Below are 12065 nucleotides of genomic sequence, written 5' to 3' on the forward strand. Positions count from 1 at the left end.
CGGGACGACGTCGCGCAGGTCCGTCTCCGGGCCGGCCCCGGCGGCAGCCGCACCGGAAGCGCCCGCCTGCTGGCCGCGGCCGAACCGGGGCAGTTCGATGTGGCCCAGGCGTTCGCGCAGGGTGGGCCGGGGCACCTGGTCCTCTTCCCGGTACGCCTCCTCTTCCCACTCCTCGTCCTCGTCGTACTGCGGTTCGGTGGAACGGGCCTGCCCGAAAATCTCCGAGCCCAGGGTCTCGGTGAAGAACGGCTCCACGTACGGGACATCCTGCTGGATGACCAGGTCCAGCAGGTCCGCGGCCTCGGCCTGGTTGGTGACCAGGTAGGTGTTGCCCTCCGCGTTGCCCAGGTCCAGCACCTGCACGTTGCCCTCGCGTTCGCCGGTGGCAATCTCGCGGGCGCTCATGGCCACCTGGCTGGCATTGTCCGGGGAGGCGACCAGGATGCTGACCGGGCGGTTGAGGACCTCGTCCACGCCGTCCAGCACGAGGTCCTGTTCGGCCGACGCCAGCACGCGGGCCGTTACTTTGTATCGGCCCCCGAGCAAAGTCCCGACATCGACTGGCTGCGGCACAAGTTCCTCCCGAGGGATTTCGGGGCGCTGGGCGTCCCGCTGGGTAATTTGTTTACATGCTACCGGCTGGCACCGACGCCACCCCGCCGCGCCCGTCAGGACACTAGCCGCGCCCGGGCAGCCGGTTCAGGACCGGGGCCAGGAAGTCGTTCAGCTCGCGCACGCGCAGCAGCTTCAGCAGCAGCAGGTAGGCCGCGGCCATCACGGTGCCCACGACGGCGATGGCCACCATCGCCGTGAGGATCGAGCGCATGGCGAACCCGCCGTCGTCGTACCCGCCCAGCAGCCACAGCACGCCGGCGCCGGCCGCGCCGGAGCCCAGCGCCGCATAGCCGAGCCGGATGTAGGTCCCCGCCACCTCGCCGGCACCGTAGTCGCCGAGCCGGCGCCGGGTGAAGTAGTGGGCCAGCAGCACCGAGAGCACATTGAAGACGGCGAAGAGCACCGCCAGTCCGTAGACCACGACCGTGGCCGGGACCAGGCGTGCCATGACCAGGGCCAGGACCACGCAGCTGCCGGAGAGGATGGACTGCATGATCAGCGGGGTGCGGGCATCCTCTTCGGCGTAGAAGACCCGGTTCAGGAAGAAGTAGATGCTCATGAACGGCAGGCCCGCGGCCAGGATGGTGAGCACCTGGCCCAGCGTGGCCGCCGAGGCCAGGGCGGAGGGGCCCGAGCCGGCGAAGAGCCGGCCGAGCGGCCCGCCGAGGACCACCAGGACGGCGGCGCCGAAGACGGTGGCCACGCCGATGATGCGCAGGCCCGAGTTGATGGTGTGGCGGACCTCGTCCAGGTCGTTCTCGGCCTGGGCGCGGGAGAGCTGGTTGAACAACACGGTGGCCACCGAGAGCACGAACACCGAGTGCGGCAGCAGGGCAATCAGCTGGGCGGTGTTGAGCGCGTATTCGCCCGGCACGGTGGCCCCGCCGTTGGCCAGCGCCAGACGGCCGGCGGTGGCGCTGGAGGCGAGGGCGCCGTAGAGCAGGTAGGCGGAGTTGCCCACCACCATGGTGCCCAGCGTCCACAGCGCCACCTTGCCGGTCCGGGCGAAGCCCATGCCGCGCCAGCCGAACCGCGGCCGCAGGCCCAGCCCCAGGCGCTTCAGCGGCCAGAGCAGCACCAGCGCCTGCAGCACGATGCCCAAGGTGGTGCCGCCGGCCAGCACCGCGGTCTGCGTCCCGGTCCACAGTTCCGGGTTGCCGCGGGCCGGGGTGTAGGCGCCGAACATGGCGATGTACAGCACCAGCGTGGCAATGGCCACCACGTTGTTCAGCACCGGCGCCCACATGTACCAGCCGAAGCGGTCGTGCGCGTTGAGCACCTGGCCGACCACCGCGTACAGCCCGTAGAAGAAGATCTGCGGCAGGCACCAGAGCGCAAAGGCGGTGCCCAGCTGGAGCATGGGCCCGGTCCAGTCCTTGGTCAGCAGGTGGATGATGGGCCCGGCCAGCGCCACCACCACCACCGTGATGCCGCCGAGCACCAGCAGGGTCAGGCTCAGCAGCCGGCTGACAAAGTCAGCCCCGCCGTCCCGGCTGTCGCTGGCCTTGATGATCTGCGGCACCAGGACCACATTGAAGATGCCGCCGGCCAGCAGCAGGTAGATGATGTTCGGGATGGTGTTCGCTTTTTCGAAGATGTCGCCCATGGTGGTGTTGGCACCAATGGCGACGGCGAGCAGCGAGGTGCGCACGAATCCGAGCACGCGGGAAACCATGGTGCCGGCCGCCATAATGGCGCTGGACCGGGCGGTGCTGGGTGTTGTCGATTCGGTCATCGCCCTCTATCGTCTCATTGGACGGCGGCCCTGCCGGTCAACGGGGCCGCTTCCGGGGAATTCCCTCAGAGGAATTCGGGCAGCACTTCGCGGGCCAGGTCCACGATCCGGCGTTCGTTGGGGAAGGAAAGCCGCTTGCCCAGTTCGGCCAGCGGCACCCACGCCACGTCCACGGCCTCGTGGTCCGGGTCGTTCTCGATGGTCAGTTCCCCGCCGGTGGCGGTGAGCAGGAAGTGGTGCACGGTCTTGTGCACGCGGTGCCCGCTGACGGTGAACCAGTAGTCGATGCTGCCCAGGGTGGCCACCACCTTGCCCTGGATTCCGGTCTCCTCTTCGATCTCCCGGACCGCCGCCTCTTCATTGGTCTCGTCGTTCTCGGGGTGGCCCTTGGGCAGGCACCACTCGAGCCGGCCGCCGCGGTTGAAGCGGGCGATGATGGCAACGTTCAGCTCCGCGGTGGAGGCGTCCACCACGACGCCGCCGGCGGAGACTTCCTCCACGGTGGGCAGGGCATGGTGTCCGGACGGCGCGGCGCTGCCCACTGACGCTGTCAGCGGGGTGCGCTTCGGGGCGCTCGGGACCGGGTATGCCATGCAGTCCACTCTAACGATATTTAAACCGTTCCGAGGCGGGTTGCGGAGCCGGTGGGTTTGTTAATCAACTTGTTGAACGGCCGGGGCGCCTTTCTGGCACCCTTAAGGAACTATGGTTCACCTTTCTGACTCGGCACCGCTGCCGCAGCTGCCCTCCCTGGAACTGCCGGACGTTGTCCTCGAACTGGGGCAGCTCTTCGTCGATGCCGGCCATGAGCTGTCGCTGGTGGGAGGGCCCGTGCGGGATCTCTTCCTGGGTCGGGTGTCCCCGGACCTGGACTTCACCACGGACGCGGACCCCGACGCCACCATCCGGGTGATCAAGCGGTGGGCCGACCACTACTGGGAGGTCGGCAGGGATTTCGGCACCATCGGGCTGCGCAAGGACGGGCACATTCTCGAGGTGACCACCTACCGGGCGGAGGCCTACGACCCCGAGTCCCGCAAGCCGGACGTGTCCTTCGGCAAGTCGCTGGAGGATGACCTCTTCCGCCGGGACTTCACCATGAACGCGATGGCCCTGCGCCTGCCCTCGCTGGAGCTGGTTGACCCCCACGGCGGCATCCGGGACCTGCACGCCGGGGTGCTGCGCACCCCGGGCGAGCCCTCGGCGTCGTTCTCGGACGATCCGCTGCGGATGATGCGCGCGGCGCGCTTCGCCTCCCAGCTGCAGGTGGACGTGGCGGACGAGGTGGCCGAGGCCATGGAGGACATGGCCGGGCGGATCGAGATCATTTCCGCCGAGCGGGTCCGGGACGAGCTGATCAAGCTGATCACCGGCAGGGACCCGCGCGCCGGCGTGGACCTGCTGGTGGACACCGGGCTGGCCGACCATGTGCTGCCCGAGGTGTCCGCGCTGCGGCTGGAGATCGACGAGCACCACCGGCACAAGGACGTCTACCAGCATTCGCTGACCGTGCTGGAGCAGGCCTGCGCGCTGGAAACCGGCGAGGACGGCCCGGTGCCGGGCCCGGACTTCGTCCTGCGCTTCGCCGCGCTGATGCACGACGTCGGCAAGCCCGCCACGCGCCGGTTCGAACCGTCCGGGGCGGTCAGCTTCCGCCACCACGAGGCGGTCGGCGCGAAGCTGACCGCCAAGCGGATGAAGAAGCTGCGCTTCGACAATGACACGATCAAGGCCGTCTCCCGGCTGGTGGAGCTGCACATGCGCTTCTACGGCTACGGGGAGGCGGGCTGGACCGATTCGGCGGTGCGCCGCTACGTCACCGACGCGGGGCCGCTGCTGGAGCGCCTGCACCGGCTGACCCGGTCCGACGTGACCACGCGGAACCGGCGCAAGGCCGAGCGCCTGGCCTTCGCCTACGACGATCTGGAGCAGCGGATCCAGGCCCTGCGCGAGCAGGAGGAGCTGGACGCGGTCCGGCCGGACCTGGACGGCGGGCAGATCATGGCCCTGCTGGGCATCAAGCCGGGGCCGCTGGTGGGCCGGGCCTACAAGTTCCTGCTCGAGGAGCGGCTGGAGCACGGTCCGCTCGAACCGGCAGCGGCCGAGGCCAGGCTGCTGGCCTGGTGGCAGGACCAGCCCGAGTCGGGAAGACCCCGGCAGCCGGATGGCGGCGCGGCCCGGCCATGACCGCCGCGGACCACGACTACCCCGTCCTGTGGCTGCTGCGCCACGGCGAAACCGAGTGGTCCCGCTCCGGCCGGTACACCGGCCTGACGGACCTGGAGCTGACCGCGGCGGGCCTGCGGCAGGCCACGGAAGCGGGCAGCAAGCTGGCGGGCATCGGCTTCGATACCGTGCTGACCTCGCCGCTGAAGCGCGCGCGCCGGACGGCCGAGCTTGCGGGCTTCCCCGACGCCGAGGTGGTGCCCTTCGCCCATGAGTGGGACTACGGCGAATACGAGGGCATCAGCAGCGCGGCCCTGCGGGAGAAGGACCCGTCCTACCTGATCTGGACCCACGGGGTGGCCGGCGGCGAGACCCTCGGGCAGGTGGGCGACCGCGCGGACCGCGTGATCGCCAGGGTGCTGGCAGGTTCCGCCGGGGCCTCGCCGGCACCGGCATCCGCACCGCCCGCGGTGCAGACCGAACGCACCGAACCCGTCGGGTCCGTGCCGGCCACGCCCGGGCAGCGCAGGGTCCTGCTGGTGGCGCACGGGCACTTCCTGCGGATCCTGACCGCCCGCTGGCTGCAGCTGGATCCGATCGAGGGCAGGCACTTTGTGCTTGGCACCGCGGGGATCTGCACGCTCGGCTGGGACAAGCGCACCCCGGCGGTCATCGGCTGGAATGTCTAGGCGGCTGGAATGTCTAGGCGGCTGGAATGTCTAGGCCGGCGGCTCCGCCCATGGTGCAGGACCGGCCCGGAAGAAGTCAACCGTTGTTTTCCGCCGTGCAGGGCCATAGTCTCGGTCCCGGATTAACGAGTCGACGGGGGCAGGCATGAAACGGTTCAGAATGGTGATGGCAGTGCTGCTGCTGGGTGCCGCGGGACTTCCCGCCCCGGCCGTGGCGGCTCCGGCCGATTACGACATCGACACGGCGTCCAGCCTGCAGGTGGTGGTCAACAAGCAGCGTCCCCTGGATCCTGCCACCTACGTACCGTCCGCCCTGGTCCGCGTGACCGGCCTGAAGGTCCGGGCCGAGGCCGCCGACGCGTACAAGAAGCTCAGCCGGGCCGCCAAGGCCGACGGCGTCGCCATCACCTTGGTCAGCGGCTACCGCTCCTATGCGCAGCAGGAAAGCCTGTACAACGACTACGTGCGCCAGTACGGCCAGCAGGTGGCGGACACGCTGGCGGCCCGGCCGGGCTTCAGCGAACACCAGACCGGGCTGGCCGTTGACATCGGCAATCCCAGTGGCAGCTGCGCCCTGGCGGAATGCTTTGAAAGCACGCCGGCGGGGCGCTGGGCCGCCGCGCACGCCGAGGAATACGGGTTTGTCATCCGCTACCCGAAGGGCTCCGGCGAAGTCACCGGCTACAGCTACGAGCCGTGGCATCTGCGCTATGTGGGACCTGCGCTGGCGAAGGAGTTCGAGCTGAGCGGGGAGGCCACGCTGGAAGAATTCTTCGGGCTGCCCGCCGCGCCGGACTACAACTGAGCGGCGCCGCCGCGGCCCCGCGTCCGGCAGTTCGGCCGGTGCCCGAAGCGGCCGGTCACAAGGCGGCGCCCGGCTGGTAGCTTGGCCCTAGGCGGCGCGAACAAAGCCGCCGGCCCGGCCGGGCCAGCAGCCCATGGAGGAGGACGAGGATGTCTGAGGCAGCACCGCTGACGGATCTTGAGATTGCCCGCCGCGCCCGCCTGAAGCCGATTGCCGAGATTGCCCGGGCCGCCGGCATCCCCGAGGACGCCGTGGACTTCTACGGCCGGTACAAGGCCAAGATCGACCCGGCCCGGCTGGTCCCGGGACAGTCCGAGCCGCGCGGCAAGGTGGTGCTGGTCAGCGCGATGTCCCCGACTCCTGCCGGGGAGGGCAAATCCACCGTCACCGTGGGCCTGGGCGATGCCCTGGCCCGGGCCGGCCACCGGGTCATGATTGCGCTGCGGGAACCGTCGCTCGGCCCGATCCTGGGCATGAAGGGCGGAGCCACCGGGGGCGGCTACTCCCAGGTGCTGCCGATGGACGAGATCAACCTGCACTTCACCGGGGACTTCCACGCCATCACCTCGGCCAACAACGCGCTGATGGCGCTGGTGGACAACCACCTGTACCAGGGCAACGAGCTGGGCCTGGACCCGCGCCGGATCACGTTCAAACGCGTGGTGGACATGAACGACCGCGCGCTGCGGCAGCTGGTGATCGGGCTGGGCGGCCCCGCCCAGGGCGTGCCGCGCGAGGCCGGCTTCGACATCACCGTCGCCTCGGAGATCATGGCGGTCTTCTGCCTGGCGACGGACTTGAAGGACCTGAAGCGGCGGATTGCCAGGATCACCTTCGGCTACACCCCCGACCGCAGGCCCGTCACCGTCGGCGAGCTCGGCGTCGAGGGCGCCCTGGCCATGCTGCTCAAGGACGCCATCAGGCCCAACCTGGTCCAGACCATCGCCGGCACGCCGGCCCTGGTCCACGGCGGCCCGTTCGCCAACATCGCCCACGGCTGCAACTCCGTGATCGCCACCCAGACGGCCCGGCGGCTGGCGGACATCGTGGTGACCGAGGCCGGCTTCGGCTCGGACCTGGGGGCGGAGAAGTTCATGGACATCAAGGCGCGCTCGGCGGGGTTCGCACCCTCCGCCATCGTGGTGGTCGCCACCGTCCGGGCGCTGAAAATGCACGGCGGGGTGCCCCTGGACCGGCTCGCCGTGCCGGACCTGGCCGCGCTGCAGGAGGGCGCGGCGAACCTGGAGCGGCACGTGCGCAATGCCGCCAAGTTCGGGCTCACCCCGGTGGTGGCGGTGAACAGGTTCGCCACCGACAGCCGGCAGGAGCTGGACTGGGTGCTGCAGTGGTGCCGGGACCGGGGCATCGAGGCGGCGGTGGCCGACGTCTGGGCCGGCGGCGGGGGAGGGCCCGGGGGCGACGAGCTGGCCGCCAAGGTGGCAGCGGTCATCGACCGGCCGCAGCAGTTCGCCCCGCTCTACGACCTGGACCTGGCCGTGGAGAAAAAGATCGAAACCATTGCGCAGCAGATCTACGGTGCGGACCACGTGGAATTCACCGCGCCGGCCCGCCGGCAACTGGCCGACATCGAGGCCAACGGCCTGAACCGGCTGCCGGTCTGCATGGCGAAGACCCAGTACTCGTTCACCGACGATGCCTCCGTGCTGGGGGCGCCGAGCGGCTTCACCATCCGGGTGCGCGAACTCATCCCCAAGACCGGCGCCGGCTTTATCGTGGTCCTGACCGGCGCGGTGATGACCATGCCCGGACTCCCGAAGGAACCGGCGGCGATGCGGATGGACGTGGACGACGACGGCGAAATCACCGGCCTGTTCTGAGCCGCCCGGATTTCCCGCGTCCCGGGAATTCCCTGTGCCGGCGGACCGCGGTGGAATCCCGGAACGCGGGGAACCGGCCGGGAGGGGGTCAGGGCACGCGGGCGGGAAGCGGGCGCGCGGTCCTGCGGGCGAGGCTGCGCGCGGTGAGGAAGAGCGCTGCGGAACTGGCCAGGATCAGGGCCGCGGCAAAGGCCAGGGCGGCCGGATCCTGGGAGAACAGCTGCGGGATCCGCCGGCCGGGTACCAGGGCGGCAAAACCGAAGGCAATGAGCGTGCCGATGTACGAGCCGGCCATGTTGCCGCGGTGGGCCTGGATGCGGCCCCGGCCGGCCGAAACCAGGCCCAGCGTCACGGTGATGAGGGTAAAGGCCGAGAGCCCGTGGAGCCAGCTGAAGCCGCCGTCGGCCTGGATCCAGAAGCTGGTGATGCACAGGTAGTACATCGCCCCCGCCCAGGTGTACCCGACGATCCTGTGCGCCCGGTCCTTCTTCCGGCGGAAGATATTGACCGGGCCCAGCACCAGGGCGTAGCCGGCGGCAAGGGCGTGGGTGGCAATGAGCCAGTTCCAGGGTTCCATGACAGTAGGATAGTTTTACTATCCTGTAGGCGCATTTATGGATAGCTGCCCCCCGGACAGCTATCCGGCAGGGAGCAGGCGATGCAGCTGAAGGAACTGGGCCTGCGCAGCGGGGTAAGCACCGCAAGCATCAAGTTCTACCTGCGCGAAGGCATGCTGCCCCGCGGCCGGATCAGGGACTCGTCCCGCGCCGACTACACGGAGGCGCACCTGCAGCGGCTGGAACTGATCAAGGTGCTGCGCAGGGCCGTGGGGCTGGGGCTGGAGAAGATCAAGGCCATTGCGGCTGCCATCGACGATCCCCGGCTCGGCGACGTCGAGCTGATGGGCAGGGTCCAGGCGATGATCCTGGGCCTGGCGGAGGAACCGGTGCCGGACCATCCGCTCGCCGCCGGGCTGATCGGCAGCGGGCGCTGGGTGGATGCGCCCTCGCCGGCACGGAACTCGCTGAACCTGCTGCTGTACCGGATGGACGACCTGGGCGTGCCGGCCGACGGCAGGGTCCTGGCGGCCTACGCTGATGCCGTGGACCAGGTGGCGGCGCTGGATATCGGGAGCGTGGAGCGGGCGGGCAGCCGGGACGAACTGGTGCGCACCGTGGCCGTCGGCACGCACCTGTACGGCGAGCTGCTGCTGAAGATGCTGGCGGTGGCCCAGGCCTCCCGGGCCATGCGGCCGCCGGCCTGAACCCTGCGGGAACGCCCTTAGAACGGGTTCCGAGGGGCCCGGCGCGGCGCGGCAGCGACACGCCGGGAGGAACCCAATCTTAGAACACCGCCCGCAGCCAGGGGATCCGGGCAGCGGCGAGCGAGACGGCGAAGGCGCCCGCGGCGGCGAGCGCGAACTTGAGCGCCACCAGTCCGAACGCCGGAACCGTCTCCGTGGGGAACACCACGAAGGTCAGCCACAGCAGGATCAGGTAGTGGCACAGGAACACCCCGAAGGCGGCGTTGGACAGCGCCGTCAGCGCCTTCCCCAGCCGGGGCCCGGGCTGCCAGCCGCGCAGCAGGTGGAAGGCCGAGACGAAGACGCCGATCGCGGCCGCCGCCACGCCCAGTCCGATATAGCTGGACGGGGTCACGATATTGAGCAGGGGCAGGCTGTCCCGGTTGATCCAGTGCCAGACATTGAAGGCGGAGAGCACGGCGGCGGCGCCTCCGGCCGCGGCTGCGGCACCCCGCGGGATCCGCATCTGGGTGAGCACCCAGCCGGCCATGAAGTAGCCGAGGTACGGGATCCACTGGGTGAGGATATTCCACGGGAAACGCCAGCTCCCGCCCGAGGCGATGCTCCAGGCCTGCACCGCGAAGACCAGCAACAGCAGCAGCTGGACCGCCGCGGTCGTGACGGCCGCCCGGCGCAGTCCGGCCCGGTGCAGGAACCAGGCCAGCGGGGGCGCCACCAGGTACAGCCCGAGGATGAGCCAGAGGAAATACAGGTGCGGGGCAACCCTGGTGTTGAACACGTCGGCGGCCACCGTCCCGGCGGAGAGTTCCCGGCCGGGGACCAGGGCGTGGGCGGCGAGGAGGTAGGCCAGGTGCCAGAACACCAGCGCCGGCAGCAGCCGCAGGATGCGCCGGCGGTAGAACCGGCGCGGCCCGGGCAGCTGCGCGTTCAGCGAGAGGGACAGCGTCCCGGAAATCATCACGAACACCGGCACCACCCAGATAAAGCCGATGTCGATGATGGCCGCGGCGAGGCCGCCGGGCGTTCCGCGGGCGGCGGCGTTGCCCGCCAGCTGCCCGAACGCATGGATGGCAACGACGCCGGTGATACTCACGATCCGCAGCAGGTCCAGCGCGTAGTTGCGCCGGACCTGCCGTGCGGCGCCAGCATCGCCGGGACCGGAAGGCAAAGGCCCCCGCGGCCTGCCGTGGCCGGCGGGCTGCGGGGGCCTTTCCATGGTGATAGGCGGGTGGCCGGGGCTCCGCCGCGTTAGCGCTCGATGTCGCCGCGGATGAAGGCCTCGACCTTCTCGCGCGCGACGTCGTCGTTGTACTGCTCCGGCGGGGACTTCATGAAGTAGCTGGAGGCGGAGAGGATCGGGCCGCCGATGCCGCGGTCCTGGGCGATCTTGGCCGCACGCAGCGCGTCGATGATCACGCCGGCGGAGTTCGGGGAGTCCCAGACCTCGAGCTTGTACTCCAGCGCCACCGGGGCGTCGCCGAAGTTGCGGCCCTCGAGCCGGACAAAGGCCCACTTGCGGTCGTCCAGCCAGGACACGTAGTCCGAGGGGCCGATGTGCACGTCCTCGTCGTGCAGCTCCGCCGAGGTGTTGGAGGTGACGGCCTGGGTCTTGGAGATCTTCTTGGACTCCAGGCGCTCGCGCTCGAGCATGTTCTTGAAGTCCATGTTGCCGCCGACGTTCAGCTGGTAGGTGCGGTCCAGCGTGACGCCGCGGTCCTCGAACAGCTTGGCCATCACCCGGTGGGTGATGGTGGCCCCGATCTGGCTCTTGATGTCGTCGCCGACAATCGGCACGCCGGCGGCGGTGAACTTGTCCGCCCACTCCTTGGTGCCGGCAATGAAGACCGGCAGGGCGTTGACGAAGGCCACGCCGGCGTCGATGGCGCACTGGGCGTAGAACTTGGCGGCCTCTTCGGAACCGACCGGCAGGTAGCAGACCATCACGTCGACCTGCGCGTCCTTGAGCGCGGCGACGACGTCCACCGGCTCCTCGGGGGACTCGACGATGGTCTCGCGGTAGTACTTGCCCAGCCCGTCCAGGGTCTGGCCGCGCTGGACCTTGACACCGGTAGCGGGGACGTCGGCGATCTTGATGGTGTTGTTTTCGCTGGCCCCGATGGCATCCGCCAGATCCAGCCCCACCTTCTTGCTGTCCACGTCGAATGCGGCAACGAACTGCACGTCGTTCACGTGGTACTTGCCGAACTCGACATGCATCAGGCCGGGGATGGTCGACGTCGGGTCCGCGTCCCGGTAGTAGTGGACGCCCTGGACCAACGACGCGGCACAATTACCGACGCCGACGATCGCGACCCGGATTGGGTTCTCTGCCACGGTTCTCCTTTGAAAAACACTGCGATGGTGCCACGTCTGGACCACGCGGCCAGTTTATTCTACCGGTTCGGCCCAATTGCCCCTGAAACGGGACCGCAGGGGGCTCCCGGCACGGGTGCGGGGGCCGCTGCGGCGGCGCGGCCGGCACCCTGGCAGCGCCGGTTCTTCAGCCGTTCATCGGCCCCTCGGCACTGACCCGCTCGGCACCCGGGCCCGTCACGTCCACGGTGCAGCGGACCACGAGCTTGCCATGGCCGGTCTCGCCGCCGTCGATCAGGGTGTCCGCCTCGGTCACCAGCGCGAACACCGCCGTGTCCGGCACAATCTGCAGGCCCCTGGCGGCAGCGGTCTCGCCGGCATTGCGCAGGGCGGCGGCCTTGAGCTGCTCAACGTACGGGGCGTCGTCCCCGCGGCCGGGATCCCCGAAGGCCCAGCCGAACAGCGTGGATTTCCTGGTCATGACGGCCAGTCTACGGGAGGGACGCTCCCGTAGCGCCGACTTCGTCGCCGCCCCGGGACCCCCGTGTCCCTCCCCGGCCCAGGGCCCGGCGCGAGCCTGCGGGCGGGGGAGGCCGTTGGACGCCAGCGGCAGGACCGCCCGCCGGTTCAGGACCGGCCG

Annotated in this window: 11 protein-coding genes and 1 pseudogene; 5 read left to right on the forward strand and 7 right to left on the reverse strand. The window is 69.8% G+C overall.

Features of this window, described 5'->3' with window-relative positions; genetic code table 11:
- The 3 genes and pseudogenes from ACFQ36_RS16290 to ACFQ36_RS16300 form a co-directional block, all read right to left on the reverse strand.
- Window positions 1-573: pseudogene (locus ACFQ36_RS16290) on the reverse strand (ABC transporter substrate-binding protein); the annotation flags it as partial.
- A 103-nt stretch (window positions 574-676) separates the two neighbouring features.
- On the reverse strand, window positions 677-2350 hold the full coding sequence (gene murJ, locus ACFQ36_RS16295) for a murein biosynthesis integral membrane protein MurJ (protein ID WP_377015406.1): 1674 nt from the start codon (window positions 2348-2350) through the stop codon (window positions 677-679).
- Window positions 2351-2415: 65 nt separating this feature from the next.
- A complete protein-coding gene (locus ACFQ36_RS16300; protein WP_377015408.1) occupies window positions 2416-2943 on the reverse strand; it encodes an NUDIX hydrolase in 528 nt (175 codons plus the stop codon).
- Window positions 2944-3055: 112 nt separating this feature from the next.
- Here ACFQ36_RS16300 and ACFQ36_RS16305 point away from each other — a divergent pair, with 112 nt between their 5' ends.
- From ACFQ36_RS16305 to ACFQ36_RS16320, 4 genes are all read left to right on the forward strand, one after another.
- Window positions 3056-4537: a CCA tRNA nucleotidyltransferase gene (locus ACFQ36_RS16305; protein ID WP_377015410.1), complete on the forward strand. Its 1482-nt coding sequence runs from the start codon at window positions 3056-3058 to the stop codon at window positions 4535-4537.
- Window positions 4534-5205, forward strand: a complete 672-nt coding sequence (locus tag ACFQ36_RS16310; protein WP_377015412.1) for a histidine phosphatase family protein — start codon at window positions 4534-4536, stop codon at window positions 5203-5205. The genes ACFQ36_RS16305 and ACFQ36_RS16310 overlap by 4 nt, the downstream gene beginning before the upstream one ends.
- A 145-nt stretch (window positions 5206-5350) precedes the next feature.
- Window positions 5351-6010: a D-alanyl-D-alanine carboxypeptidase family protein gene (locus ACFQ36_RS16315; protein ID WP_377015414.1), complete on the forward strand. Its 660-nt coding sequence runs from the start codon at window positions 5351-5353 to the stop codon at window positions 6008-6010.
- 149 nt (window positions 6011-6159) lie between these two features.
- Window positions 6160-7848 (forward strand): formate--tetrahydrofolate ligase, encoded by a 1689-nt coding sequence (locus ACFQ36_RS16320; RefSeq protein WP_377015416.1) that lies wholly within the window; start codon window positions 6160-6162, stop codon window positions 7846-7848.
- Between the two features lie 88 nt (window positions 7849-7936).
- Here the strand turns inward: ACFQ36_RS16320 and ACFQ36_RS16325 are convergent, their stop codons facing one another.
- The gene (locus ACFQ36_RS16325; protein WP_377015418.1) at window positions 7937-8425 is read right to left on the reverse strand and encodes a DUF2306 domain-containing protein; all 489 of its coding nucleotides are present in this window, start codon (window positions 8423-8425) and stop codon (window positions 7937-7939) included.
- 81 nt (window positions 8426-8506) lie between these two features.
- Here ACFQ36_RS16325 and ACFQ36_RS16330 point away from each other — a divergent pair, with 81 nt between their 5' ends.
- Entirely contained in the window at window positions 8507-9112 is a 606-nt protein-coding gene (locus ACFQ36_RS16330) for a MerR family transcriptional regulator (RefSeq protein WP_377015419.1), read from the forward strand.
- 79 nt (window positions 9113-9191) lie between these two features.
- On the opposite strand, the gene ACFQ36_RS16335 is transcribed toward ACFQ36_RS16330, so the two are convergent.
- From ACFQ36_RS16335 to ACFQ36_RS16345, 3 genes are all read right to left on the reverse strand, one after another.
- The gene (locus tag ACFQ36_RS16335) at window positions 9192-10280 is read right to left on the reverse strand and encodes an acyltransferase (protein ID WP_377015421.1); all 1089 of its coding nucleotides are present in this window, start codon (window positions 10278-10280) and stop codon (window positions 9192-9194) included.
- Between the two features lie 80 nt (window positions 10281-10360).
- Window positions 10361-11446 carry an inositol-3-phosphate synthase gene (locus ACFQ36_RS16340; RefSeq protein WP_377015423.1) on the reverse strand — a complete coding sequence of 362 codons (1086 nt, stop codon included), beginning with the start codon at window positions 11444-11446 and terminating at the stop codon, window positions 10361-10363.
- Between the two features lie 166 nt (window positions 11447-11612).
- On the reverse strand, window positions 11613-12065 hold a 453-nt coding region (locus tag ACFQ36_RS16345), incomplete at its 5' end, for a hypothetical protein (protein ID WP_377015425.1).

Origin of the sequence: Arthrobacter sp. GCM10027362, assembly GCF_042679445.1 — a bacterium.
Lineage (GTDB): Bacteria > Actinomycetota > Actinomycetes > Actinomycetales > Micrococcaceae > Crystallibacter.

Bases quoted from the DNA above. Each gene is read 5' to 3' on its own strand.
- ACFQ36_RS16315 (WP_377015414.1), top strand. From the start codon at position 5,351: ATGAAACGGTTCAGAATGGTGATGGCAGTGCTGCTGCTGGGTGCCGCG.
- ACFQ36_RS16320 (WP_377015416.1), top strand. From the start codon at position 6,160: ATGTCTGAGGCAGCACCGCTGACGGATCTTGAGATTGCCCGCCGCGCC.
- murJ (WP_377015406.1), bottom strand. From the start codon at position 2,350: ATGACCGAATCGACAACACCCAGCACCGCCCGGTCCAGCGCCATTATG.
- ACFQ36_RS16325 (WP_377015418.1), bottom strand. From the start codon at position 8,425: ATGGAACCCTGGAACTGGCTCATTGCCACCCACGCCCTTGCCGCCGGC.
- ACFQ36_RS16305 (WP_377015410.1), top strand. From the start codon at position 3,056: ATGGTTCACCTTTCTGACTCGGCACCGCTGCCGCAGCTGCCCTCCCTG.
- ACFQ36_RS16300 (WP_377015408.1), bottom strand. From the start codon at position 2,943: ATGGCATACCCGGTCCCGAGCGCCCCGAAGCGCACCCCGCTGACAGCG.
- ACFQ36_RS16330 (WP_377015419.1), top strand. From the start codon at position 8,507: ATGCAGCTGAAGGAACTGGGCCTGCGCAGCGGGGTAAGCACCGCAAGC.
- ACFQ36_RS16310 (WP_377015412.1), top strand. From the start codon at position 4,534: ATGACCGCCGCGGACCACGACTACCCCGTCCTGTGGCTGCTGCGCCAC.